24 protein-coding genes are annotated in these 24229 nt (G+C 71.6%); 10 read left to right on the forward strand and 14 right to left on the reverse strand.

Annotated features, from left to right (window positions below):
• The first annotated feature begins 292 nt into the window (after positions 1-292).
• The 4 genes from POF73_RS00105 to POF73_RS00120 all read left to right on the forward strand — a co-directional run bounded on the left by POF73_RS00105 (position 293) and on the right by POF73_RS00120 (position 6010).
• Complete coding sequence (locus POF73_RS00105; RefSeq protein WP_272112244.1) at positions 293-1198, forward strand: universal stress protein; 906 nt, start codon at positions 293-295, stop codon at positions 1196-1198.
• Positions 1199-1348: 150 nt separating this feature from the next.
• Entirely contained in the window at positions 1349-2269 is a 921-nt protein-coding gene (locus POF73_RS00110; protein ID WP_272112246.1) for a universal stress protein, read from the forward strand.
• Positions 2270-2338: 69 nt separating this feature from the next.
• Positions 2339-4723 (forward strand): phosphoketolase family protein, encoded by a 2385-nt coding sequence (locus POF73_RS00115; protein ID WP_272112248.1) that lies wholly within the window; start codon positions 2339-2341, stop codon positions 4721-4723.
• Between the two features lie 213 nt (positions 4724-4936).
• A complete protein-coding gene (locus POF73_RS00120) occupies positions 4937-6010 on the forward strand; it encodes a zinc-dependent alcohol dehydrogenase family protein (RefSeq protein ID WP_272112249.1) in 1074 nt (357 codons plus the stop codon).
• Between the two features lie 48 nt (positions 6011-6058).
• On the opposite strand, the gene POF73_RS00125 is transcribed toward POF73_RS00120, so the two are convergent.
• The 8 genes from POF73_RS00125 to POF73_RS00160 all read right to left on the reverse strand — a co-directional run bounded on the left by POF73_RS00125 (position 6059) and on the right by POF73_RS00160 (position 12905).
• Complete coding sequence (locus tag POF73_RS00125) at positions 6059-6523, reverse strand: pyridoxamine 5'-phosphate oxidase family protein (protein ID WP_272112250.1); 465 nt, start codon at positions 6521-6523, stop codon at positions 6059-6061.
• 360 nt (positions 6524-6883) lie between these two features.
• Positions 6884-7621, reverse strand: a complete 738-nt coding sequence (locus POF73_RS00130) for a GAF and ANTAR domain-containing protein (protein WP_272112251.1) — start codon at positions 7619-7621, stop codon at positions 6884-6886.
• A 39-nt stretch (positions 7622-7660) separates the two neighbouring features.
• A complete protein-coding gene (locus tag POF73_RS00135; protein WP_272112252.1) occupies positions 7661-8425 on the reverse strand; it encodes a GAF and ANTAR domain-containing protein in 765 nt (254 codons plus the stop codon).
• 155 nt (positions 8426-8580) lie between these two features.
• Entirely contained in the window at positions 8581-8772 is a 192-nt protein-coding gene (locus POF73_RS00140) for a hypothetical protein (protein WP_272112253.1), read from the reverse strand.
• A 262-nt stretch (positions 8773-9034) separates the two neighbouring features.
• Positions 9035-9457: a CBS domain-containing protein gene (locus tag POF73_RS00145; RefSeq protein ID WP_272112254.1), complete on the reverse strand. Its 423-nt coding sequence runs from the start codon at positions 9455-9457 to the stop codon at positions 9035-9037.
• Positions 9458-9751: 294 nt separating this feature from the next.
• Positions 9752-10645, reverse strand: a complete 894-nt coding sequence (locus POF73_RS00150; protein ID WP_272112256.1) for a universal stress protein — start codon at positions 10643-10645, stop codon at positions 9752-9754.
• A 266-nt stretch (positions 10646-10911) separates the two neighbouring features.
• Complete coding sequence (locus tag POF73_RS00155) at positions 10912-11940, reverse strand: alcohol dehydrogenase catalytic domain-containing protein (RefSeq protein ID WP_272112565.1); 1029 nt, start codon at positions 11938-11940, stop codon at positions 10912-10914.
• A 95-nt stretch (positions 11941-12035) separates the two neighbouring features.
• A complete protein-coding gene (locus tag POF73_RS00160) occupies positions 12036-12905 on the reverse strand; it encodes a universal stress protein (protein ID WP_272112258.1) in 870 nt (289 codons plus the stop codon).
• 372 nt (positions 12906-13277) lie between these two features.
• Between POF73_RS00160 and POF73_RS00165 the strand changes: the two genes are divergently transcribed.
• Positions 13278-14120, forward strand: a complete 843-nt coding sequence (locus POF73_RS00165) for a DUF1918 domain-containing protein (RefSeq protein WP_272112259.1) — start codon at positions 13278-13280, stop codon at positions 14118-14120.
• Between the two features lie 62 nt (positions 14121-14182).
• On the opposite strand, the gene POF73_RS00170 is transcribed toward POF73_RS00165, so the two are convergent.
• Complete coding sequence (locus tag POF73_RS00170) at positions 14183-14860, reverse strand: CBS domain-containing protein (RefSeq protein WP_272112260.1); 678 nt, start codon at positions 14858-14860, stop codon at positions 14183-14185.
• Positions 14861-15056: 196 nt separating this feature from the next.
• Between POF73_RS00170 and POF73_RS00175 the strand changes: the two genes are divergently transcribed.
• The 3 genes from POF73_RS00175 to POF73_RS00185 all read left to right on the forward strand — a co-directional run bounded on the left by POF73_RS00175 (position 15057) and on the right by POF73_RS00185 (position 18148).
• Positions 15057-15932, forward strand: a complete 876-nt coding sequence (locus POF73_RS00175) for a universal stress protein (protein WP_272112261.1) — start codon at positions 15057-15059, stop codon at positions 15930-15932.
• Positions 15933-16131: 199 nt separating this feature from the next.
• Positions 16132-17010, forward strand: a complete 879-nt coding sequence (locus POF73_RS00180; protein WP_272112262.1) for a potassium channel family protein — start codon at positions 16132-16134, stop codon at positions 17008-17010.
• Positions 17011-17122: 112 nt separating this feature from the next.
• A complete protein-coding gene (locus tag POF73_RS00185; protein ID WP_272112263.1) occupies positions 17123-18148 on the forward strand; it encodes a 6-phosphofructokinase in 1026 nt (341 codons plus the stop codon).
• Positions 18149-18160: 12 nt separating this feature from the next.
• On the opposite strand, the gene POF73_RS00190 is transcribed toward POF73_RS00185, so the two are convergent.
• The gene (locus POF73_RS00190) at positions 18161-19048 is read right to left on the reverse strand and encodes a universal stress protein (protein WP_272112264.1); all 888 of its coding nucleotides are present in this window, start codon (positions 19046-19048) and stop codon (positions 18161-18163) included.
• A 662-nt stretch (positions 19049-19710) separates the two neighbouring features.
• On the opposite strand from POF73_RS00190, the gene POF73_RS00195 reads away from it, so the two are divergent.
• On the forward strand, positions 19711-19935 hold the full coding sequence (locus tag POF73_RS00195; RefSeq protein ID WP_272112265.1) for a hypothetical protein: 225 nt from the start codon (positions 19711-19713) through the stop codon (positions 19933-19935).
• Positions 19936-20391: 456 nt separating this feature from the next.
• On the opposite strand, the gene POF73_RS00200 is transcribed toward POF73_RS00195, so the two are convergent.
• From POF73_RS00200 to POF73_RS00215, 4 genes are all read right to left on the reverse strand, one after another.
• A complete protein-coding gene (locus tag POF73_RS00200) occupies positions 20392-20643 on the reverse strand; it encodes a universal stress protein (RefSeq protein WP_272112266.1) in 252 nt (83 codons plus the stop codon).
• Between the two features lie 147 nt (positions 20644-20790).
• Positions 20791-21285: a hypothetical protein gene (locus tag POF73_RS00205; protein ID WP_272112268.1), complete on the reverse strand. Its 495-nt coding sequence runs from the start codon at positions 21283-21285 to the stop codon at positions 20791-20793.
• Positions 21286-21697: 412 nt separating this feature from the next.
• Positions 21698-22357 carry a CBS domain-containing protein gene (locus POF73_RS00210; protein ID WP_272112270.1) on the reverse strand — a complete coding sequence of 220 codons (660 nt, stop codon included), beginning with the start codon at positions 22355-22357 and terminating at the stop codon, positions 21698-21700.
• Positions 22358-22405: 48 nt separating this feature from the next.
• Positions 22406-22870 carry a cyclic nucleotide-binding domain-containing protein gene (locus tag POF73_RS00215; RefSeq protein ID WP_272112271.1) on the reverse strand — a complete coding sequence of 155 codons (465 nt, stop codon included), beginning with the start codon at positions 22868-22870 and terminating at the stop codon, positions 22406-22408.
• A 338-nt stretch (positions 22871-23208) separates the two neighbouring features.
• Between POF73_RS00215 and POF73_RS00220 the strand changes: the two genes are divergently transcribed.
• Positions 23209-24114 carry a universal stress protein gene (locus POF73_RS00220; RefSeq protein WP_272112272.1) on the forward strand — a complete coding sequence of 302 codons (906 nt, stop codon included), beginning with the start codon at positions 23209-23211 and terminating at the stop codon, positions 24112-24114.
• Positions 24115-24229 lie beyond the last annotated feature (115 nt).

Below are 24229 nucleotides of genomic sequence, written 5' to 3' on the forward strand. Positions count from 1 at the left end.
CAGCCCCACGGAACCGGACCTTCGGCCCTGGGTGGCCGGCGCCCGGGGCAGCCAGAGTGAACTGTGGTGGGGGAGGAGGTGCGGTGGGCTCCGGCGTGGGCCCACCGCACGGGCACCCGGCCGGGGCGGAGAGGACCACCGGCACCCGGCCCTGGCCGACCGGCACCCGGCCCTGGCCGGTGGGCACCCGGCCAGGGCCGGTCGGCGCCTTGCAGGGACCTGCGGCCCCTGCCGCACGCCGTGTCCGAGGACGAAGCTCGAATCGGGACCACCGATTCTGGAGGTAGAGATCATGACCGGCACCGTCACTGCCGGCCTGGACGGCTCGCGTGAGAGCCGCGCGGCGGCCGAGTGGGCGGCCCGCGAGGCACGGCTGCTCGGCGTGCCGCTGAAGCTGGTTCACGTCTGGGAGCCCGTACCGGCGCCGATGGCGCAGGCACCGCTCCTCGGTGCCGAGACCCAGCAGCACTGGACCGAGCGGATCCCGCGCGACGCGGCGGAGGGCATCCACGTGCGCCACCCCGGTCTCGACGTGATCATCGAGCACCTGTCCGGCCGGCCTGCCGACCTGCTGGCGGGCGTGGCGAAGGACGCCGAACTGCTGGTCCTCGGCTCGCGCGGACTGAGCGGCATCGGCGGCTTCATGCTGGGCTCGGTGGGACTGTCGGTCGTGGCGCACGCCGACCGGCCCGTCGTCCTGGTCCGTGCCGACCAGCAGGCCGCCGACGAGCACGAGACGGACCCCGCCGGCATCCCGTCCGCCGCGACCCGGTTCCGGCCGGTCGTCCTCGGCCTCGACATCGAGAGCCCCGACGAGGAACTGATCGAGTTCGCGTACGCCGCGGCCTCCCGCCGCGGCACGACGCTGCGGGTCGTCCACGGCTGGAACCCGCTCCCGTACTACGCCTACGGACTGCCCGCCGACATCGAACTCCACGGAACCCTGGCCCGGCGCGAGACCACCGCCCTGACCGAGGTCATGCGCCCGTGGCGAACGAAGTTCCCGGACGTCGAGGCCGTCGAGGAGTCCCTCTACGGCTCCCCTGGCGGCCACCTCGTCGACGCGTCCCACCAAGCCTCCCTGGTCGTCGTCGGCAAGCGCAGCCGCCGCAGCCCGATCGGCGCCCACATCGGCCCCGTCACACACGCGGTCCTGCACCACTCCACCGCCCCCGTCGCCGTCGTACCGCACCACTGACACGGGAAGACCGAGGAGCAGAAACATGAAGGCAACGGCCGTACGAGGTTTCGGTGAGCCCCTGGCCATCAAGGACCGGCCCGACCCTGGCCCCGGCCGGCAGGTCGGGCCGCGGATCGTCCCCGACCTCGGTGCGGACCGGTGAGGGCGATGGACCTGCCGGTCGTCGTCGGCGTCGACGGCTCCGAGCCCAGTCTGCGCGCCGTCGACTGGGCGGCCGACGAGGCCGTGCTGCGAGGGGTGGCGCTGCGGCTGGTCTACGCCTCGCTGTGGGAGCGGTACGAAGGAGACCGGCTCGCCGAGGATCTGGGCACGCCCATCGAGGGGGTGCGGGCCCAGGACGTGGTGGAGAGCGCCGCCCGGCGCGCCCGACGCCGTCGGGCCGACGTGAAGGTCTCCACCGACACGGTGCCCGAAGAACCCGAGTACGTGCTGCTGCGGGAGAGCCGCAACGCCTCCCTGCTGGTGACAGGGACTCGCGGCCGCAGCGGTATCGCCGAGGCGCTGCTGGGCTCCGTGAGCCTGACCGTGGCGGGGCACGCCCAGTGCCCGATGGTCGTCGTGCGCGGCAGCCATGACAACCGGGGCGGCGCGCCTCGCGACCGCGCCCCGGCGGGCGACAGCCCGGCCCGATCGCCAGAGCGCCGGGCTCCGTCCAGCGGCCGTGTCGTCGTCGGTGTCGGCGAGAAGGCGGCGGTCCGGTTCGCCTTCGAGGAGGCGCGCCGACGCGGGGTGCCGGTGGAGGCCGTACGGGCCTGGCGGTGCCCCGCGCGCGAGACGACCGACGATCCCCGGCAGGTCGGGGAGCCCGCCCGGCTGCACGAGCGGCAAGCGGTGGAGACCCTGGAGGAGGCACTCCAAGGGGCGCCCGCCGATGTCGAGGTGCACCGGCGCGTTGTGGAGGGCCACGCCCGGACCGTCCTGGTGGACGCCTCCCGCGACGCCGGCCTCCTGATCGTCGGAGCCAGGCGCCGCTCACGGCACTTCGGGCTTCAACTGGGCCGTGTGGCCCACGGGGTGCTGCACCACTCCACCTGCCCGGTCGCCATCGTGCCCGAGTGGCACGGCTGAACCGCCCGGCGCACCAACTCCATCTGAAACCAAGTTAGTTCGAGTATCGACGACATCCGGAGCATTCCCATGTCCAAGGTGGAACACCACCAGAACGCCACAGCACTCTCCGACGACGAACTGCGCACCCTCGACGCCCACTGGCGCGCCGCCAACTACCTGGCCGCCGGACAGATCTACCTGATGGCGAACCCACTCCTCACCGAGCCCCTCAAGCCCGAGCACATCAAGCCGCGGCTCCTCGGCCACTGGGGCACCTCGCCGGGCCTGAACCTCGTGTACACCCACCTCAACCGCGTCATCAAGGCACGCGGACTCGACGCGCTGTGCGTGTGGGGGCCGGGACACGGTGGGCCGTCCGTGCTCGCGGGGTCCTGGCTGGACGGCAGCTACAGCGAGACCTACCCCGACGTCCCGCGCGACGCGCAGGGGATGGAGCGGCTGTTCCGGCAGTTCTCCTTCCCGGGCGGTGTGCCGAGCCATGTGGCACCGGAGACCCCGGGGTCCATCCACGAGGGCGGCGAACTCGGCTACTCCCTCGCCCACGCCTACGGCGCCGCCTTCGACAACCCGGACCTGCTCGTCGCCTGCGTGATCGGCGACGGCGAGGCCGAGACGGGGCCGCTGGCCGCCGCCTGGCACTCGAACAAGTTCCTGGACCCGGTGCACGACGGAGCCGTCCTGCCGATCCTGCACCTCAACGGCTACAAGATCGCCAACCCGGCCGTGCTGTCCCGGCTGCCCGAGGCCGAACTCGACCAGCTGCTCAGGGGATACGGCCACGAGCCGCTCCATGTCACCGGCGACGACCCCGCCGCCGTACACCGCGCCCTGGCGCTCGCCCTCGACGAGGCGCTGGACCGTATCGCCCTGATGCAGCGGTCGGCCCGCGAGGACGACGTCGCCGAGCGCGTGCACTGGCCGCTGATCGTGCTGCGCACCCCGAAGGGCTGGACCGGTCCGGCGGAGGTCGACGGCCTGCCGGTGGAGGGGACCTGGCGCGCCCACCAGGTCCCGCTCGCCGGAGTGCGTGAAAACCCGGAGCACTTGCGGCAGTTGGAGACCTGGCTGCGCTCGTACCGGCCCGAGGAACTGTTCCACCCGGACGGCCGGCCCGTCGCCGACGTCCTCGCCTGCGTCCCCGACGGCTCCAGGCGCCTGGGCGCCACCCCGCACGCCAACGGAGGGCTCCTCGTCCGCGACCTGCCGATCCGGTCCCTGGACTCCTTCGCCGTACCGGTGGACAAGCCGGGCACGACCCTGCACGAGCCGACCCGCATTCTCGGCGAGCTCCTGCAGCAGGTCATGAAGGACACCCGGGCCCGCCGGGACTTCCGGGTCGTCGGCCCGGACGAGACCGCCTCCAACCGGCTCCAGGCCATCTTCGACGCGAGCGGCAAGGCATGGCAGGCCGCGATGCTGCCGGTGGATGAGCATCTGGACCGGCACGGGCGGGTGCTGGAGATCCTTTCCGAGCACACCTGTCAGGGTTGGCTGGAGGGCTATCTCCTCACCGGCCGGCACGGGCTGTTCTCCTGTTACGAGGCGTTCGTGCACATCGTCGACTCCATGGTCAACCAGCACATCAAGTGGCTGAGGACAGCGCGGCAGTTGCCCTGGCGTGCTCCGATCGCGTCCCTCAACTACCTGTTGACCTCGCATGTCTGGCGGCAGGACCACAACGGCTTCTCGCACCAGGATCCCGGTTTCGTCGACCACGTCCTCAACAAGAGCCCCGAGGTCGTACGGGTCTATCTGCCGCCGGACGCCAACACCCTCCTCTCCGTCGCCGACCATGCCCTGCGCAGCCGCGACTACGTCAACGTGATCGTCGCCGGGAAACAGCCCTGCTTCGACTGGCTGTCGATGGACGCCGCCCGCGCCCACTGCGCCCGTGGCGCCGGCATCTGGGAGTGGGCCGGCACGGAGAACGGCGGCGAACCGGACGTGGTGCTCGCCTGCGCCGGCGACGTGCCCACCCTGGAGATCCTGGCCGCCGCCCAGCTGCTCCGCCGCCACCTGCCCGAGCTTGCGGTCCGTGTCGTCAACGTCGTCGACATGACCCGGCTGCTGCCGCGCGAGGAGCACCCGCACGGGATGAGCGACTTCGAGTACGACGGCCTGTTCACCGCCGACAAGCCGGTGATCTTCGCCTACCACGGCTACCCGTGGCTGATCCACCGCCTCGCCTACCGCCGCACCGGCCACAAGAACCTGCACGTACGCGGCTACAAGGAGTCCGGGACCACGACCACGCCGTTCGACATGGTCGTCCGCAATGATCTCGACCGCTACCGCCTGGTCATGGACGTCATCGACCGCGTCCCCGGCCTCGCCGTCCGCGCCGCAGCCGTACGGCAGCAGATGGCCGACGCCCGCACCCGCCACGCCGCCTGGATCCGCGAGTACGGAACCGACCTGCCCGAGGTCGCCGACTGGGCCTGGAACGCCTGAGCGCGCCGCCCCGTCGCCGTCGGCCCACACAGCCGGAGGGGGTCGGTGCCGCCGATCACCGACCCCCTCCCCACACCGGGGGCGGCCGGCGGAGGGGGTACCCGGGAAGTGAAGGGCCCTGAGCCGCCCGAGCGGTCTTCACGCATCCGGGCCAACCTGGACTGGCGGGGCAATTCCGCGCTCCGCACCGCATCGAGTGGGGTGAGGAGTGTCATGAAGGGCTACGTTTTCCACGGCGCCGGACAGTCCGCCTGGGAAGAGGTCCCGGACCCGGCCATCAAGGAGCCCACCGACGCGGTCGTCCGCGTCGGAGCCGTCACCATCTGCGGCACGGACCTGCACATCCTCAAGGGCGACGTACCCGAGGTGCGGCCCGGAACCGTGCTGGGCCACGAGGCGGTCGGCGAGGTCGTCGAGGTGGGCAGTGACGTCCGGACGGTGCGGCCGGGGGACCGGGTCCTGGTCTCCTGCATCAGCGCGTGCGGGCGCTGCTCCTACTGCCGTCGGGCGGCGTACGGCCAGTGCCGGGGCGGCGGCGGCTGGATCCTCGGCCATCTGATCGACGGCACGCAGGCCGAGTACGTCCGGGTGCCCTACGCCGACCTGTCCGTGCACCCGTTGCCGGGAGCCATGGACAGCAACGACGCCGTCCTGCTGGCCGACATCTTCCCGACCTCCTACGAGGTCGGCGTGCTCAACGGGCACGTTCGTCCTGGAGACACCGTCGTCGTGGTCGGTGCCGGGCCCATCGGACTGGCGGCCGTCGCCACCGCCCGGCTGTTCTCCCCCGAACGGATCGTCGCCGTCGATCTGGCCCCCACCCGGCTGGAAGCCGCCCGACAACTGGGCGCCGATGCCGTGGCCGACGCCCGGGAGCTCCCCGAGCAGCTGGTCGCCGACCTCACCGACGGACTCGGCGCGGACGTCGTGATCGAGGCGGTCGGGGTGCCGGAGAGCTTCGAGCTGTGCACCCGTATGGTCCGGCCGGGCGGGCGCGTCGCCAACGTCGGCGTACACGGCGCCCCCGCGACCCTGCACCTCGAAGACCTGTGGATCAAGAACATCACCATCACCACCGGCCTGGTCGACACCTCCTCCACCCCCACCCTGCTGAGGATGACGGCCGCCGGCCGCCTGCCCACCTCGCAGCTGGTCACGCACACCTTCCCGCTCGGTCACATGGAGGAGGCGTACGACGTCTTCGCGGGGGCCGCCGACACCGGCGCCCTCAAGGTGGTGCTCGGCGAGGAGCGACACGACGAGGTCGTGGCCGTGGACGCGGCCTGACCCAGGCACCGCCCACGGCGGAACTCCCCTTCACCGCTCGGGCCTCGTTCAGGCCTCGCTCGCGAGGGCGTCCGCGGTGAGCAGGATGCCCGTGACCAGGTCGGGCCGGATACGGACCGCCTGGTCCATGGTCTGGTCCACCCAGGGCCGCACCAGTGTCTGGCAGCGGGCCAGGTCCTCGGGGTCGGTCACCAGCCGGGCGTACCCGGTCACCACCACGCTCCAGCCGAGATGCGTCTGCGGGTCGATGGCGTCGGCCTCGTAGGCGACGACGACACCGGGTATGTCGGCCCGCTGGGCGTGCGAGGTCAGGGCGGCGCCCTCGTGGGTGCGGATGACGATCTCTCCGCCGTCCACGGCGTGGTTGACCGGGCGGACGGTCGGCAACGCGTGCCGGGTGAAGACGATCCTTCCCAGGGACACGCTGGCCAGCAGCCGAAGCGCCTCGGCGCTGTCGAGCTCGATGCGGTGGCGCGGTCCGGGGAGGACCGGCCGGCTGTCGTCGTGGACCATGACGGGCTTCCGTTGGGGTGTGCTACTCACTGCTCGGTCTGCCTACGGACGGAGCGACACCGCGGGGGATCGGTGCCGCTCCTGACTCCACTGTCCCCCTTGCCACGGCCGGAACCAAGGGCCAATGGGCCCCCGTCTTGGCCCGGCCGTCCTTACCTGCCGTCGGGGCAGTGACGTGAAACCGGGGAAGTGACGTGAAACCGGGGGGACCGGCAAATCCAGCCGGGTCGTTCCGTCTGGGGGCGCGGTACCACTGTCGAGAGCCCGGCCCGCCCGTTCCTCGTGAACCGCCCGGATGCCGCCGACCGTGTGATCATCGGGGCGCGGCGCAGGCGGACGTCGGCGTTCCGTCTGTTCGGTTCAGAGTTGGGGCTGTCCCGACAGGATGGCGGCCGGCTCCAGGGCGCGGGAAACCAGGGCGTAGGCGGTCTCGGTGATGCGGGCGTGCTGGTGCCTCGCGTAGGCGTTGAGCAACCGGCCGGCCTCGCTCACGGTGGCCCCCGAGTACTCGGCGAGCATGCCCTTGGCGATGTCCAGGGTGGCCTTCGAGGCGATGGCGCTCTGCACACGGGTGATGACGTCGTCGCCGCGGGCCGGCTCGGTCGACCAGTGCATGAGGGCCAGCGTCGCGGAGTCGGCGAGGGCCTGCGCGAGGTGCACGTCGTCACCGGTCAGGTGGCCGGCGCGCCTGCGCAGCAGGGCGAGGGCGCCCAGCGTGCGCTCGTGCAGCCGCATCGGGACCGCCAGCAGTGAGTCGTATCCGGCCACACCCATGGCGTTGACCAGTTTCGGCCAGCGCCCGAACTCGACGGCGATGTCGGGGACGCTCACCGCCTGGCCGGTGCGGTAGCAGTCCATGCAGGGGCCGTAGCCGTTCTGTACCTGGAGGAGGGCGGCGAAGGCGGCCTCCTCGTCGGTCGTCGCCATCGACTTCAGACTGCCCCGGGCGTCGGCGATCATCACCGCCGCCGCGTCGGCGTCCAGCAGGTCCCGGCAGGTGTGGACCAGTCGGTGAAAGAGTTGCAGCGGGTCGAACTCCGCGGCGTAGGTGTCGGACAGGGCGACGAACGCCTGCGCCAGCTGTCGCTCGCGGTTCATGCTCGCCTCCCCGGCAGTGTGGGCACGTGTGCTGGCCGTTCAGTCATCGCCGAGGTCCAGCGTGCGGTCGATGATCGCCCGGGCGACTTCGGTGGAGGTACTGCCCTGCGCGAAGGCCCGTGCGCGCAGACGCAACAGTGCCTCCTCGGCGGTCACTCCCAGCCGCACCATGATCATCCCAGTGGCCTGGTGCACCTCCTCGCGGTCCGTTTCCGCTCCTGCCAGCCACGTTACGACTCCTTCGGGGTTCGGAGAAGCGTGATCAAGGGCGATGACCGCCAGAGTTACCGCATCGGCGACCAGCATGGCCGTGCGGATCTGGTCGCCGCTCAGCGATCCTGCCCTGTCGCGATACAGATCGAGGGTGCCCAGCGCCGTTCCGGCGCCGGACAACGGCACGGAGAAAGCCGCCTCTGCCCCGGCCCTGGTGGCCTGCACGGAGAACAGCGGCCAGCGCCGGGTGGCGGGGGGACCTGTCAGGTCCGTGGCGAACACGGGCGCGCGCAGGCGGACCGCTTCCACACAGGGACCCTCGCCGAGGGTGTACTGGATCTCCGCGAGCCGCGCGGCGATGTCGTTGCTCGCACACAGCACGACTCCCAGGCCCGTGCCGTCGCCCACGACGGACACGGACAGCCCCGAGACCACCGGGAGCAGCGAGGCACAGGCCTGGCCCAGTGCGTGGGGCACCCGGGCCGGGGGTGTGTCGCGTACCGCGGCGATGAGCTCATGCGCGATGTGGGCACGCTCGATCTCCGCCTCCTGCTCGGCGTCTCCGCCGCCCAGCAACTCGTCACCCGGCATGGCCATCACCTCCCCGCGGTCACCCTGGGCCAAGGCTCTGCCCGATCTTGGCACACCGGTGGCGCGCGGACGCTCCGCCATCGCGGCCACGCCTGTGGCCGGGCGGGCCCGTGGCTCGCTCGGGGTGAAGGAAACGGTGCTGCCGCGACATGGGGTCAGTCCTCGCCCCGCACGACGTTCCATTCGTCGCGCAGGCTCTTCTGCCCCATGCCGTCACCGAACGTCGCGGTCGCGCGCATACAGGTGCGTATGCGCTGCCCATGCATACGGAGTGCTGGCGCCCGGCCCGTCTCGGACCCCGTATCGGGCCGATGGACGCTGGTCGTCTTTCCGGTCTCGGCAGTCACGGCGATTCACCCTCTTCTCGACCACCACGGCCCCTGAGGATCGGTGAGGATCGGTCCGGGATGCCTGGTCACCGGGTTTCCGCGGGGCGGCCGGGGAAACGCACGGTGCCTGGGAAGGGGATGACCGCGCCAATGCGGCGGATCCGGCTGTCGTCAGGCGATCAGAGCTACGACCATGGCGATCAGCCCGATCGCCACCAGCCGGATGCCGTACTGGTCACGGCGCGCGCTCGGTTGCTCTGCCGCGCGGCGACCTTGCCGTTCACCGGTTGGGGCGTGCGGCGCTGACGTCGGCGAGGGCCGAGCGGGGGTCGCGTTCGATGGACAGGTCGCCGATGGAGACGATCCCCACCGGGTGATGTTCCCGGTCGACGACCGGCAGGCGCCGGACGGAATGTTCGCGCATCAACTTCACCGCGTGGTCCAGGTCGTCGTCGGGCCCGACCGTGACCAAAAGCGCGCTGCACGCTGCGGCCACGGTCGTGCGGGCTGGGTCAGCGTCCTCGGCAATCGCGCGAACCACCAGGTCACGGTCGCTGACCAGCCCGCGCAGCCGCTCGGCCTCGACGACCAGTACGGCACCGATGTCCTTGTCGCGCATCAGCCGGGCCACGGCCCGCACCGACGTCAGCGGCTCGACGGTCACCGGGTCGGCCGTCATGACGTCGCGGACTTGCTGAGTCATGGAAGAACATCCCTCCGTGAGGCAGGGGCGGTGCAGTCACCGCCGGTCAGCCCCCGGGTACCCGAGGGCGGCCGACTCCCACATCCCGGCCGGGACTCTCGCCATGATCCGACCGTGCCGACCGACTGAGGGGACCGGCCTCCGGCCGTGCCGAGGTCGGCGCCTCCGCAGCGGCCCGCGCTGCCTCCGCGCCGGAAATCCGGCCCTTCCCGGGTCTGGCCCGTCCCGGGTCTGGCCCTTCCCGGTCCGGCCCGTCTCGATTCGGCCCCTGCCGACCGAACCGGGAGGGACGACTCAGTCGTGCGGCACGATCGCGACGGGGCAGCGGACGTGGTGCATCACCGCGTGCGCGACAGGACCGGTGTGCGTGCCGATCCTGGCCGGGCGGATCCTGCGGCCCACGACCAGCAGACCGGCGTCCCGCGCGGCTTGCAGCAGGTGTGGTGCCGGCCGGCCTTCCTCGACCAGCTTGGTGACCTCCACGCCGGGGTACTTCTCCAGCCACGGTCCGAGGACGGCATCCAGTGCCCGCTCGGCGCCCGTCCTCAAGTCCGTGCGGGTCTTCGCGTCCAGCGCATGGGAGCCGTACGGCAGCTGCCACGTGTGTACCAGCCGTAGCGGCGCGGCACGCAGCGTCGCGCTCTCGAAGGCGAACGCGAGCAGTTCCTCGCACGAGTGCGCCGGGTCCACGCCGACGACGACAGGGCGGTACGGGCTGTGCGCCGACGGCCGGCCCTCCGCGTCCGGCTCGTGCTCGGCTTCGAGGGTCTGGTCGGCCCGCACGAGTACGACGGGCCGTGCGACACGGGCCACCGTCGCCAGCGCCACCGAACCGGCCATGAACCCGCCGAAGCCGCTGAACGCCCGGCTGCCCAGGACCAGCAGCTCGGCCTCGTCGCCCGCCCCGACCAGGGCCTCGGCCGCGGGCCGGGAGATCTCCTCGGCGCTCAGAGCGAGCTGCGGCCAACGTTCATCGAGACGGTCCATGGCGCCGCGCAGGATCCGCCGCGCCCAGTGGCGCGGAGCCTCCAGCTCAGGCAGGTCCGGCTCGTCGGGCGATGCCCCGCCCTCCCAGGCGTGCACCAGACGAAGCGGCAGGCCACGCCTGAGGGCCTCCCCGGCCGCCCAGTCGGCGGCTGCGAGGCTCTCACGGGAACCGTCCAGTCCCACCACAACGGGGCGAAGCACGGCCAACACCTCCCCGGGTCGGTGCCCGCACGCGGTGTGCGGGCCCCTCCACCACCAGGATCGCCGGACGGCGGACGGCCTGGGCAGGGGCCGGTACGGCCTCGTCCGGGGCCGAACGGCCCTTGGGCGAGCACCGTTCCCGGTGCGGATGAGCCCGTCGTCACGGGCTGAAGTGGTCGACCAGCCCACGCGCAAGCGGCCGGGGGACGCTCCATGCCCAGGTACCGACCCATGGGCATACCCCTATGGGTATACGGTCGGGCGTTTCACTCGCGGTGCAGTACGACTTTGAGAGCACCCGTGGTGGCGCTGTGTGCGAACAACTCGTAGGCGTCCTCGATCCTATCGAGGCCGAAGGTGTGGGTGACCAGCTGGGAGACGGGCAGGCGTCCGAACCTCACGAGCTCCAGCAGCCAGGGTGTGGAGGACGTGTCCACCTGGCCGGTGCTGATCGTCACGTTCTTGCGCCACAGGGATTCGAGATGGAGCGTGACCGGTTTGCCGTGCGTGCCGATGTTGGCGATGTGGCCTCCCGTGCGGACGGCGCGGGTGCACAGGACGAAGCCTTCCGGCTCGCCTGATGCCTCGATGACCACGTCGGCTCCCGGTTCTTCGGACAGATCGGCGATCATCTGCCCGGGCAGTTCGGCGGCATCGGCCCCCAGGCCGGCTGCGGCTCGAAGCCGGGCGGCGGACAGGTCCACGACGATGATCCGGCGGGGCGAGTACAGACGCGCGATGACGACCGCGGCGAGACCGACGGGACCCGCTCCCACCACCACGACGATGTCCCCCGGGCTCACATGTCCGTTCCGCACTCCGACCTCGTAGGCGGTGGGGAGCACCTCGGCGAGCAGGACAGCGTCACCCAGCGCCAGGGCGGAGGGCCGTCGATGGGTGGAGTGGTCGGCGAAGGGCACCCGCACGAACTCGGCCTGGGTCCCGTTGATCAGACTCCCCAGGATCCATCCACCGCCCCCGCGGCACTGTCCGCCCATGTTGTCGCGGCACGCCCGGCAGTGGCCGCAGGCCGAAACGGACGACACGATCACCTGGTTCCCGGGGTGCAGGTCGTGGACGTCACCGCCGACCTCCACGACCTCGCCGACGGCCTCGTGGCCGAGGACCGTCCCCGGTTTCACCTCGGGCAGGTCTCCGTGCAGGATGTGCAGATCACTGCCGCAGATGGTGGTGGCGTCGACGCGCACGATCGCGTCGGTCGCCTCCTCGATCGCAGGATCCGGCACGGAGTCCCAGGAGCTCTGTGCCGGGCCGTGGTAGACGAGCGCTCGCACGGTACTCACTCCCTCGCCCCCCGTCTCCACGGTCACCCCCACAGGGCGTCCGGGCAACACGACGGAGGTCCGGCCCGGCCACGAGCTGGTCCGGCTCAGTCGTGCGGAACGACGGCGACGGGGCAGCGCCCGTGATGAATGGCGGCCTGGGTCACGGGGCCCAGGTGCGATGGCAGGCCGTGCCGGTGTGCGCGTCGGCCGACGACCAGAACGGCAGCGTCTTCGGCGGCCTGCACGACGGCTTTGGCCGGGTTCGCGAGCCGGATACTGTCGGCCACCTCCACCTGCGGGTACTTCTCGCGCCAGGGGCGGAGCGCCTTGTTCAGTTCCTTCTGCGCGTCCCTCTTGATCTCTTCGGTGACATCGTGGTCCACACCCCAGGGAACTCGTGCGTGCAGCGGCACGCTTCGGCCGTGGACGGCCAGGAGAGAAGCGCCCCTGGCCGCGGCGGTGTGGAAGGCGAAGTCGAGCAGATCGTCGGAGGATCCGTGCAGCTTCAGAGCCACGACCACGCGGTTCGCGGCTGCCGACGCCGGTGCGTCCTCCCGGGGTTCCGCGCGGACCAGGACGACCGGCCGGTCGGACCGGGCCACGACGGGCATGCTGACGTCGCCCAGGAAATAGCTTTCGACGGGTTCCAGCCCGCGAGAACCGAGGACGAGCATCTCGGACTCCGACGCCGCCTGAAGCAGGGCGTTCTGGGCGTCTTCGGCCACCAGGCTTCCGACGACGACCAGGCCCGGGTGACGTGCCTGGAGCTCGCCCTGCGCCGTGTGGACGAGACGCTTGGCCCAGTAGTTCTGATCGACTTCCGAGGGGACTCGGGTCGGCTCCGGCGCCAGGAGCGGCCATGCGTGCAGCAGGCGCAGGCTGAGCTTGCGCTTCTGAGCCTCGTCGGCGGCCCAGTGGGCTGCGGCAAGGCTCTCGGGCGAACCGTCGAGGCCAACGGTGACGACTGGTTGCATGGCGGCGGCCTCCGTCTCGTACGAAGCTGGCGACGCTGGTGAATGCCGGTGCGCGACCGATGGCGTGGAGGGTCGGGACGTCGCCGGCGCGCCGAGCGTTGCAGGTTCCCTCCTTCGAGGAGACCCCAATCTCCGTCGCGGCGCATGTGGACCTGTGCGGGGAGGGGAGTGGGGACCAATCCCCTGATGAGAAGGGCGTCACGCCTTCGCTCCGGTCGTCCCGTCCGTGGTGCACCTCGACCGTCACCCGCGAGGCACCGAGCCCCATGGCCCCGGAAACCGGCCGCCCGCCTCGCGGACACGGCTCTCGCGGCGGCGCGGCGAGCGTGGCACGTTGGATGCAGCACCCGTTCCGCAGAGAGGACGGCGATCATGCGAGCTCATCTGGGCGACCAACTCGTCATCGAAAGCCCGACGACCGGCGCCGCGAGGCGCGACGGTGAGATCGTCGGACTGCACCACGAGGACGGCACACCTCCCTACGACGTGCGCTGGGCGGACACGGACGAAGTGACGCTCGTGTTCCCCGGGCCCGACGCACACATCCACCATGTCGAGCACGGACAACCCAACCCCGGCGACATCGGCCGGCGGGTGGCCGACGAACGTCGGAGGCAGAGGCTCAGCCGGGGGGAAACCGCCCGTCGCGCCCGAATGTCGCCCGAATATCTCGCGTACCTGGAGGAACGCCCCGCCGACCCCAATGCGGCGACTCTCATCAGGCTGGCCGACGCGCTGGGCACCACCATCACCGCCCTGCGCGGCGGAGGCATCGATCTCCCGCCCGGTCAAGGCCACGCGCTGCTGCACCCGCAGCTGCGAGACCTCAGCCCTCACGAATGCCGCGCCCGGCTCTCCACGCACGGTGTGGGGCGCATCGCGGTGTCGACGTCCGACGGCAGCCCGGCGGTCGTCCCGGTCAACTACGAGGTCGTCGACGACGCGATCGTCTTCCGGACCGCGCCGGACTCCCTGCCGGCGGCGGCGGTGGGAACGGAGATCGCCTTCGAAGTCGACCACGTGGACGAGGCGTTGGGCCAGGGCTGGAGCGTGCTCGCCGTCGGCCCCGCCGGTGTCGTCACGGAGCCCGACGTCGTGAGCAGGCTCGCGCAACGCGCCCACACGATGCCGTGGGCGGGCGGTGAACGCGATCTGTGGGTGTCCATCCGGCCCGAACGCCTCACGGGCCGCCGCATCACTCCGGCCGAACAGTAGGCGGTCACGAGCCACGGGGGACCTGCCATCCAGCCCCTACCCGACCGAACCGCGCGGGCGGGTCACCCGGTGGTCTCGGCCGGGTCCGGGTCGATGTCCTCGCCACCGAGCCGGGTCTCGACGCCCACCACACCCTCCACGGAGCGGACGAGTCGCTCCGCGACCCAGGCAAGCGAGGTGTCGTGGACCTGTCCGCGGAGCGCGACGATCCCGTCGTGCACGGACACGTGGATGGTGTGAGTCAGCGCGGGGAACAGGTAGGAGACCACCGTGCGGCGGACCTCCTCCGCGATGTCCTCGTCCGACCGCAGGAAGACCTTCAACAGGTCGGCGCGGCTGACGATGCCCTGCAGCCGGTCCTCGTCATCGACCACGGGCAGCCGTTTGAGGTGCTTCACGGCCATGATCCGGGCGGCCCGGGCCAGGGTGACGTCAGCATGGACCGTGACCGCGGGAGTGCTCATGAGCTCGTCGGCGGTCACCCCTTCCGCCTTGCCGAGGTCGGGCAGACGCCGGATCTGCTCGCTTCGGCCGAGGACGCGGTCCCGGAACTCCTCCTTGGGCAGCAGGTCGGCTTCGGAGACGACACCGACGACCCGGCCGTCACCCTCCAGCACCGGCACAGCGCTGACGTCCCACTGCCGCATGGTCCGCACGATCTCCTTGAACCGCGCACCGCGCCCCACGGCCACGACGGGCAGGGTCATCACATCGCTCACGAGGTGCGGGGTGTCGGGCATGTCCTGAGTCCTTGAGGGCGCGCAGGAGGAGTCGGCTGGGCCGTATGCCTCCAGCATCACCCCAACCAGGCGTACCGCAATCGAGGGAGAGGGTCGTCCGGGCCCGGAGCCGGTCGAATGTCGCGGCGGTTCGCGGGTGGTGCGACGGTGGTCACAGGGGGATCTGAGCAGCCGGTCGGACAAGGCGGTGACGGCGATGGAACTCCCGCTGGTCGTGGGCGTCGACGGTTCGGACTCCAGCCTGCTGGCGGTCGACTGGGCAGTGGACGAGGCGGCACGTCATGGGCTGCCGCTGCGCCTCGTCCACGCCTCTCTGTGGGAGCGCTACGAGGCAGGCCGGCCGTCCTTGAGCACGGATCGTCCGGCCGAGGAGGTGATGGCGCAGCACATCATCGCCTCCTGCACGGAACGCGCCCGGCTTCGCAGTCCCGAGGTGAAGTCGTCCGGCGAAGTACTGCCCGACGATGCAGTGTCCGCGCTGCTGGGGGCGGGGCACGAAGCGTTCGCCCTGGTCACGGGCTCCCGCGGACGCAGTGAGATCGCCGGTCTGCTGCTGGGGTCGGTCAGCCTCGCGGTGGCGGCTCGGGCCGTGTGCCCGGTCATCGTCATCCGTGGTTCGGAGCGGAACCTCCAGGGGGCCCTCGACCGGGTCGTGGTGGGAGTGGGGAACTCGACCGGAGGCGAGGGCGCCGTACGGTTCGCGGCGCGCGAGGCCCAGGCGCGCGGCTGCGCCCTCACGGCCGTACGAGCCTGGCGCAACCCGGCCCACCGGCACGCAGAACCCCCGCTGACCGCGGATGACGCCTCGGAGGTGTATGAGGAGCAGGCATCCAACCGCCTCACCGACGCGCTCCGTACGGTTGTACGAGAGCACCCCGGGATCAAGGCGGACCGCCGGCCGGCCGAAGGACCGGCGCACCGCGTCCTGCTGGAGGCATCCGCCGATGCCGACCTGATCGTCGTCGGCGCTGCGCGCCGGCACGGTCATTTCGGCCTGCAGCTGGGCAGGACCGCCCACGCCCTGTTGCACCACTCCCACTGCCCGGTCGCCGTTGTTCCCCAGCGGGTCTGAGGCCTCGCCGCACAGTGCACTGCCCGGGGCTTCGCACGGCCGGGTGAGCGGGCGCCGAAGACCCCGAAGACGGAGACAGCTTCGAAGTTGATCCGTGTGGACGGGCGTGCCGAGCCCGTGTCCGCCGCATGATCCGTCAGTTTGGGCTTGGGTGGGAAGCGGGGCTTCGGGCCGGGCGACAGGGTTGTGGGAGACGTGCATGAAGTGGTTGGTCTCGCTGGTCGGTGCCGGACTCGTCATGATCACTCTGCGGGACCTCTTCCACACGCTCTGGCACCCCACCCGCCACGGCGGCCTGAGCCGCCTCGTGATGACGGCGCTGTGGCGACTGGCCCGGCGCCTTCGAGCGCGCAGGCGCGTGGTCGGGCTCGTCGGCCCGCTCGCCATGGTGACGGTCGTCGGCATGTGGGCCGCAACCGTCGTCATCGGCTGGGCCATCGTCTACTGGCCCCACATGCCCGGGGCGTTCACCGTCTCGGCCGGGTCCGAAGCGGCACGGGAGCCGGCACTGCTCGACTCCGTGTACCTGTCGCTCGTCACGGTGACCACCCTGGGTCTGGGGGACATCGCACCCGGTGAGGGCTGGCTTCGCCTGATCGCACCGCTGGAAGCCCTCATCGGCTTCGCGCTCCTGACGGCCACCGTCTCCTGGGTGCTGGAGGTCTACCCGGCGCTGAGCCGCAGGCGAGTCCTGGCCATCCGACTGGCGCTGCTGCGCGACTCGGACCCGACGACGGGACAGCTCGACTCCACCGCGGGAGCCGTGCTGCTGGACAGCCTGGCCACCGAAGTCGCACGCGTCCGCATCGACTTCACCCAGTACGCCGAGGCCTACTACTTCCATGACGGGGACGATCACGCATCCCTGGCGGCCATGGTCAGCTACGCCTCCGCCCTCGCCGAGCGCGGACAAGCGGCACGGCTGCCGGAGGTACGACTGGCCGGTGACCTGCTCGCCGGTGCGCTGGAGGACCTCGCCACCATCCTTGACCAGCGTTTCCTGCACACCGGAGGACCACCGGCGGAGGTGTTCGCCGCGTACGCCGCCGACCATGGCCGCGACCGCGCCCAGCCGTGAGCAACGGCAGACCGCAAGGCGGGTCGCCGACGGGGTAGCTGTCGCCCATGCTGGAAGGAGAGTCACAGGCTCTTCGCGTCCACGTCCGTGGAGGTGAGAGAAGGGTGGAGCCATGAAGGTCGGAGTACTGACCGGCGGCGGCGACTGCCCCGGCCTGAACGCCGTGATCCGCAGCGTCGTCCGAAAGGGCATCCAGGAGTACGCCTTCGAGTTCGTCGGCCTGCGGGACGGTTGGCGCGGCGCGCTGCAGGGCAACGTGGTGCCACTGGACATCTCCAGCGTGCGGGGAATCCTCCCGCGCGGCGGAACCATCCTCGGTTCCTCCCGCACCAACCCGTTCAAGCACGAGGACGCGGTGCGGCGCATCCAGGACACCCTCGCCACGCACCAGGTGGACGCGCTCGTCGTGATCGGCGGCGAGGACACGCTCGGTGTGGCCACCGAGCTGAGCCGGCAGGGAATCAATCTGGTGGGCGTGCCGAAAACCATCGACAACGACGTGGCCGGCACCGACTACACCTTCGGCTTCGACACGGCCGTAGGCATCGCGACGGAGGCCATCGACCGCCTCCACACCACTGCCGAGTCGCACATGCGCACCCTGGTGGTGGAGGTGATGGGGCGGCACTCCGGGTGGATCGCCCTGCATGCCGGTATCGCGGGTGGCGCCAACGTGATCCTCATCCCGGAGCGGCCGTTCGACATCGACCAGGTCTGTGGGTGGGTGAAGAATCGGTTCAAGATCCACTATGCGCCGATCGTCGTCGCCGCCGAGGGCGCCGTACCCATCGAGGGGCAGATGGTCCTCAAGGACCGGACACTGGACGAGTTCGGGCACGTGCGACTGTCGGGCATCGGCGAGTGGCTCGCCCAGGAGATCGAGGAACGCACGGGTATGGATGCCCGAACCACCGTCCTCGGCCACGTCCAGCGCGGCGGAACGCCCAGCGCCTTCGACCGTTGGCTGGCCACACGCTTCGGGCTGCACGCCGTCGACGCGGTCAAGGACGGCGACTACGGCAAGATGGTGGCCCTGCGCGGCACCCAGATCACCCGCATCCCTCTCGATGACACCAGGGCGAAGACCAAGCGGGTGGATCCGTCGCTGTACGACGAGTTCGAGGTGTTCTTCGGCTGATCCGCTCGCCCGTCAGCCGGCGTGCGGCACGACCGCCACCGGGCAGCGGGCGTGGTGAAGTACGGCGTGAGCCACCGGCCCCAGTCGACCCTCGGGCGCCTGCGGGTCGGTGCGGCGGCCCACGACCAGCAGGTCCGCCCCCCGGGACGCATTCAGCAGCGCCTCCGCGGGGTGGAGCAGGACGACATCGGTACGGGTCGTCACCTCCGGATACCTGTCCTGCCACGGGCGCAGGGCGTCGGACAGCTGCAGGACCTCCTGGTCCTCCCAGGTGGCGCGGTCCTCCTCGGTCACGAACAGCTTCTGGGGGGACACGGCCTCGGCGGGAAGAGCCCATGCCTCGATCACCCGCAGCTGCGCCCCGCGTGCCCGGGCCGCCGTGAACGCGAAGTCGGCCACCTCACCGACCGGACGGTACGCGTCGAAACCCACCACCACCCCCGTCGCACCGCCTGCCACCCGCGTCCCGTCCGCGAGGCCCCCGACCGGCCGTTCGGGCACGAGTACCACGGGGCAGGCCGCTGCCGCCGCGACACGAAGGGCCACCGAACCGACCGCGAGTCCGTCGAAACCGCCCGAGCCCCGGGCACCGACCACGAGGAGCCCGGCGTCGCTCGCCGCGAGGAGTGCCACGGCCGGGGCGTCGGCGGCCTGCTCGCCCCGCGCCCGGAGGTCCGGACAGCGCGCGCCGAGGCCGGCGATCGCCCGCTGGAGTATGCGCTCACCCAGCAGGTGCAGCGTTTCGGCGGCCTGGACCGGGACGGCATCGCCCGGAAGCGGTGGAAAGGCATGCACCAGGCGAAGCGGAACACCACGCAGCACGGCTTCCCGCGCGGCCCAGTCGGCCGCGGCCAGGCTGCGCGCGGATCCGTCGACACCGGCCAGCACGGGGTGCCCCATCGAGTCCTCCTTCGCCCGCCGTGCCCGTCCGCAGGCGCGTCCCGCGACTCCTTCGACCCCTCTTCCACTCTTCCATGGCGGGCCCCGAAGGTCCCGGCGAAGAACCGGGGGGCGGACATGGTGAAGAACGAAAAGAGGTGAAGAACGAAAAAGAGAGGAACCCTGACCCGGCGGAGCGTGGTCAGTTCCCGGCGAAGCGATCGGCCAGCAGCGCTCGGGGGTGGGTCCGGGTGCCGGGGCTCCGGTCTGCGGCGCCTGAGTCGTGTCCGGCCGGGCCAGAGACCCGAAGAGCAGGACACCGAGCGTGATGAGCAGTGCCCAGAACAGGACCATGCTGACCGACATGGCGAACCAGCCCCATCCACTGAGACCGTGGGCGTGCCAGAACATCGCTCACTCCCTCGCGGGCTGCGGGACCCGTGGCCCGGTACCAGCGGCTTCCCACCGCCTCACCTGCACCGTCGCCCCGGCTCACCGGCACGTCATGGGCCGATGAGGCCGACACGCCTGGACCGTTGGACCCGTTTCACCACGAGGCCGCGCACAGCAGGTGCAAGGGCCGCTGCAGCCCTCCGTTCGGGCCGCACGGCTCATGCGCAGCCGACCGTGTCGGAGTTGGCTGGAAGCAAGGAAAACGGTACCGACCCGAGGGGGAGAGGACCGTGGGCACGAGTCTCACACCGGAGTTCTGGGAGCGGTTCACGCTTCTGCTGTTCGCGGCCATGGGGGTGACCTTCGGGCTCGCCGCGCTCTTCGACTGGCTCGCCCTGCGCAGGCAGAGCCGCCGTGCGCACCGGCTGCCGACCGAGCCGACCCAGCCTGCCCTGCCGACCGGGGTCCCGCACCGGCCCGACACCGCAGACCACCGCACGTCCGTCCACACCTGAGGGCATCACATGGTTCGGCCGGGACACCTCGCACCGCCCGGCCGCCGATGGTCTCCCAGTTGCGAAAGCCGCCGCACCGGCCGCCCAACGGCGCTGCCCAGGACGAACGCGCCGTACGCGACGGGGGCGCCGACGGCCGTCGACGGCCCCGGGTCGGCCTTCAGCCCTGCGTCGACTGCTCGGGGCCCGGCGGACGGTCCGTCCTGACCGCGCGCCACCCGGCTAGGCGGCTCCGCTGTGTGCGGCCGCGGAACCTCCGACGGCACGCAGCGGTGCCGGCTGCCGGTCGGGAGCGGGCACCGTCACCACGGGCACAGTGGCGTGGCGCAGACACTCGCGACCCACGGTGCCGATGGCCGGCAGCTCCCACCGACCGTGGGCCTTGCGTCCCAGGGCCAGCAGCAGTGCTCCACGGGCATACAGCAGGAGTACCTGTGCGGGTGCCCCCCTCGTCGACTACGGCTCGCAGGTCGGTGCCGACGCGTGGACCGAGGGCCGCTCGAACCGCCGAGGCCAGCACCCCGGCAGCCCGCCGCGCTGATCCGCGGCCGTCGGGCGGGTGGCTGACGGCGCATAGGGCGCGAATCCGGCCGCCGTGGCCGGTTCCCAGGCATGCACGGCGAGGACCGACGTGCCGAGGGCCCGGGCCTGTTCCACGGCCCACCGCAGCGCGGCCACGGAGGCCTCGGAGTCGTCGACGCCCACCACGATTCCATCCGTGTGCTCGGTCTTGGTCGCCTCCCCGGACGGCTTCTGTTTCCACCGTGCCCCGTACCGGCACACGGCTCGCGGGCCGAGAGACTCCGGTGCCGTGCCGAACGGTCCCTTGCCCGCCCGGACTCCGCCGAGGGACCGTCAGCCGGGCCGGATACCCGAGATCAGCTGTGTCGCGAGGTCGGACTGGACCATCAGATGTGTCCGGTGGACGCGGCTCCCGGAGTCCTGCCAGGTGAGCGTGACACGAGTCCAGCAGTGCCCCATCCCGCTGTCGTTGTAGACCACCTGCCAGGAGACCGGCACGCCCTTGGCTCGCAGCACGCCGTCCTTGTGGTGGGCGGTCTCCCAGCGGGCCAGGGCGCTGCGCAGCTTCGGGGTCAGATAGTGGCCACGCAGCGAGTCGGCCAGCCGGTTGCGGCCGGAGTCGTACAGGACGTCGATGTACGCGCCGTAGAAGTCGGCGACCCGGTCGACCGTGCTCGCCGGGCTCCCACCACGGGCCGGAGCGGTGACCGTCGTGACGGTGGCCGGGCGGTCCGCCCGGACGTCGCTCGCGACCGCCGGCACCGATGAGCCCAGAGCGACCACCGCGCCGACGACCGCTGTTCCGCGGAACCCGCGTGATGCTGCCATGCCCTGCCTCCTCTCATGTCGGAGGAACCGAGGTGTCCCTCAACTCCACTACACCGCACCGAAGTTGCCGGAAGCGTGGGCCGACCGGCCCGATGTCGGGGCCGATCGGCGATGCGACCGTGGAACCCTCATGGCACCACCCTGACGGGCGCGGCACTCAAGGGGGCGCGTTCAGGGCGCGAGCGAGAAGTAGTTCTCCTCCTCCTGAGTGAAGTGCAGACGGAGCACGCTGTGCAGTCCGTACAGACAGGCGCGCAGGTCGTCGAGCTGTTCCGGGGCCGGGATCCCGTAGAGAGGGCCGACAGCCTCTGGTGCAGCGCCTGGTGCAGAAGTGAGCGGTTCATGACGGTCTCGCCTCGGGCATCGTGGCCGGCGGCGCCCGCGCGCACACTCCGCGCGGCACGGCCGTGTGTCACCCCGCCGGACTCCCCGGCTCGTCCAGCTCGAACCCCACGTCCACGACCCCCTCCACCGCACGCACCAGCCGCGCGGCGACCGGCACCAGCGACGGGTCACGGAGCCGGCCGCGCAGCCGTACGACGCCGTCGCGGACCTCCACCCACACCACAGATCGCGGTGCCTGGAAGAGGTGGGCCACGACCTCCCGGCGTACTTCTTCAGCGATCTCCTCGTCGTCCCGCAGGAACACCTTGAGCAGGTCGGTCCGGCTGACGATGCCCTCAAGCCGCCCTGCCTCGTTCACGACGGGCAGCCGCTTCACCCTGGCCCGCGCCAGGGTCCGGGCGGCCTGCGCGAGCGTCGCGTCGGCGGTGACCGTGAGCGCGGGGGAGGTCATCAGTTCGTCCGCGGTCACCGAACCGGCCTTCGCCAGGTCGGACAGCCGGCGCAGCTGGGTGTACCGGTCCGGGTCGCTGTCGCGGAACTCCTCCTTGGGCAGCAGATCGGCCTCGGAGACGACCCCGAGAACCCGCCCCCCGCCGTCCACCACGGGCAGGGCGCTGACCTTGCGGTCCTGCATGGTCCGCACGATGTCCTTGAAGACGGCGTCGCGGCCGACGGCGGCGACGTCGCGGGTCATCACGTCACGCACGTTGTGCGGGGCTCCGGGCACGGTGACTCCTCGAACGTCCGGTTCGTGGCGGCGCGGTTCGGGGCGCGATCAGCGCCGGGGCCCGCTGCCGTAGGGGGCGTACAGGTCCAGCAACCGGACACGGGCCGCCTGCAGCCGGTGGGCCACCACCTCGCCCACCCACTGGGCGATGTTCCGGCCGAACTCCGGGTCCTGCTGGCACAGTGCGCGCACGGCCGTCGAGTCGAACTCGTAGGCACGCAGCGGCGAGGCCGCCTGGGCGCCCAGATGCCAGCTGTGTGGCGGGTAGAGCCACGACCAGCCGACGAGGTCGTTGTGCCTGAGTGATTCGATGACCGCCGGTTGTCGGCCGGGTACGCGCATGTCGAGGTCGACCGTGCCGGTCCGGATGATCCAGAACCGGTCGGCGTGTCCGCCTTCCTCGAAGAGCCGGGCGCCCATCGGGAACGACACCTCGCGGGCGATCCGCATCAGCCGTTGCCGGTGCTCGGCAGGCAGCGCCCTGGGCATGCTCGTCGTTGCGGGTGCGTTCATGGGTGCCTCCAGGTCGGGCGTAGGAGCTACCACCTCCAGCGTGAGCACGCACGGCGGCCGGAGCCATGGGCCACCCGGCCCCAGGACCGGGCCGACCGGCGGCCCGCGGGCGCCCATCGGTACGGATTCGACGGAGCGAGGCGAGGGGAGAGCGGAGACCATGCGTCCCCAAGGACTCGGAGTGGGCCCGGCTGCCGCTTGTCGCCCGCGACCGATGGGTGCGGTGAGTCCAGGGGCCGTTGGGCCGCTCGGGCCCGAACCGGGGGACCTGTGGCCCCTGCGGAAGCGAAGCCCCGGCCACGAGGCTGGACACAGTTCCCCGATCAGGAGGCAGAACCATGGTCCGCACTGTTGTCGCAGGTCTCGACGGCTCGCCCGAGAGCCGGGCCGCTGCCGAGTGGGCGGCCCGCGAGGCGAGGCTGCGCGGCTTGCCGTTGAAGATCGTCCATGTCTGGGAGCCCGTCCCGGAACCCATGGCCCAGGCTCCGCTGCTCGGCGCCGAGACACAGCAGCACTGGAGCGAGCGGGTGCCTCGCGAGGCCGCCGACGGGATCCGGCTGCGCCACCCCGGCGTCGAGGTGACCACCGAGCAGCTCAGCGGACGCCCGGCCGACACCCTGGTCAAGGCGGCCGCGGACGCGGAACTGCTGGTCCTCGGCTCGCGCGGGCTGAGCGGGCTGGGCGGCTTCATGGTCGGCTCCGTCGGACTCTCGGTCGTGGCGCACGCCGATCGCCCGGTCGTCCTCGTCCGCGCCGGGGAGCAGGCCGCCGACGAGCACCGGCCCGACCCGGCGGGTATTCCGTCGGCCGCCACGCCCTACCGGCCCGTAGTCCTAGGCCTCGACGCGACGAGTCCCGACGACTCCGTGATCGAGTTCGCCTTCGGCGAGGCCGCCTGCCGCGAGACCGGGCTGCGGGTGCTGCACGCCTGGAACCTGCCGCCGTACTACGTCTACGGCCTTTCCGCCGACGCCGAGCTGCACGACGAGATCGCCCGGCAGCAGGCCTCGGTCCTGGCGGGAGTCCTGCGGCCCTGGCGGCAGAAGTACCCGAATGTCGAGGTGGCCGAGGAGACCCCGTCCGGCAGCCCCGGCATGCGGCTGGTGGAGGCCTCCCACGAGGCCTCGCTGGTCGTCGTCGGGCGCCGCGTCCGCCGCAGCCCGTTCGGCGCCCACATCGGCCCCGTCGCCCACGCCGTCCTGCACCACGCCGCGGCCCCCGTCGCGGTCGTCGCCCACAACTGACCTCAGGCCCCGGGAAGTCGACCCCATCAAGGCGGGGGTCCCGAGGGCCTTCGGCGGGGCCCGGATGGGCCCCGCAGCCCTGAAGCCCGTCCTCACGGCCCGCGACCGGCCTTCT

The organism is Streptomyces sp. HD, assembly GCF_028369295.1.
In the GTDB taxonomy this organism is placed as follows: Bacteria; Actinomycetota; Actinomycetes; order Streptomycetales; family Streptomycetaceae; genus Streptomyces.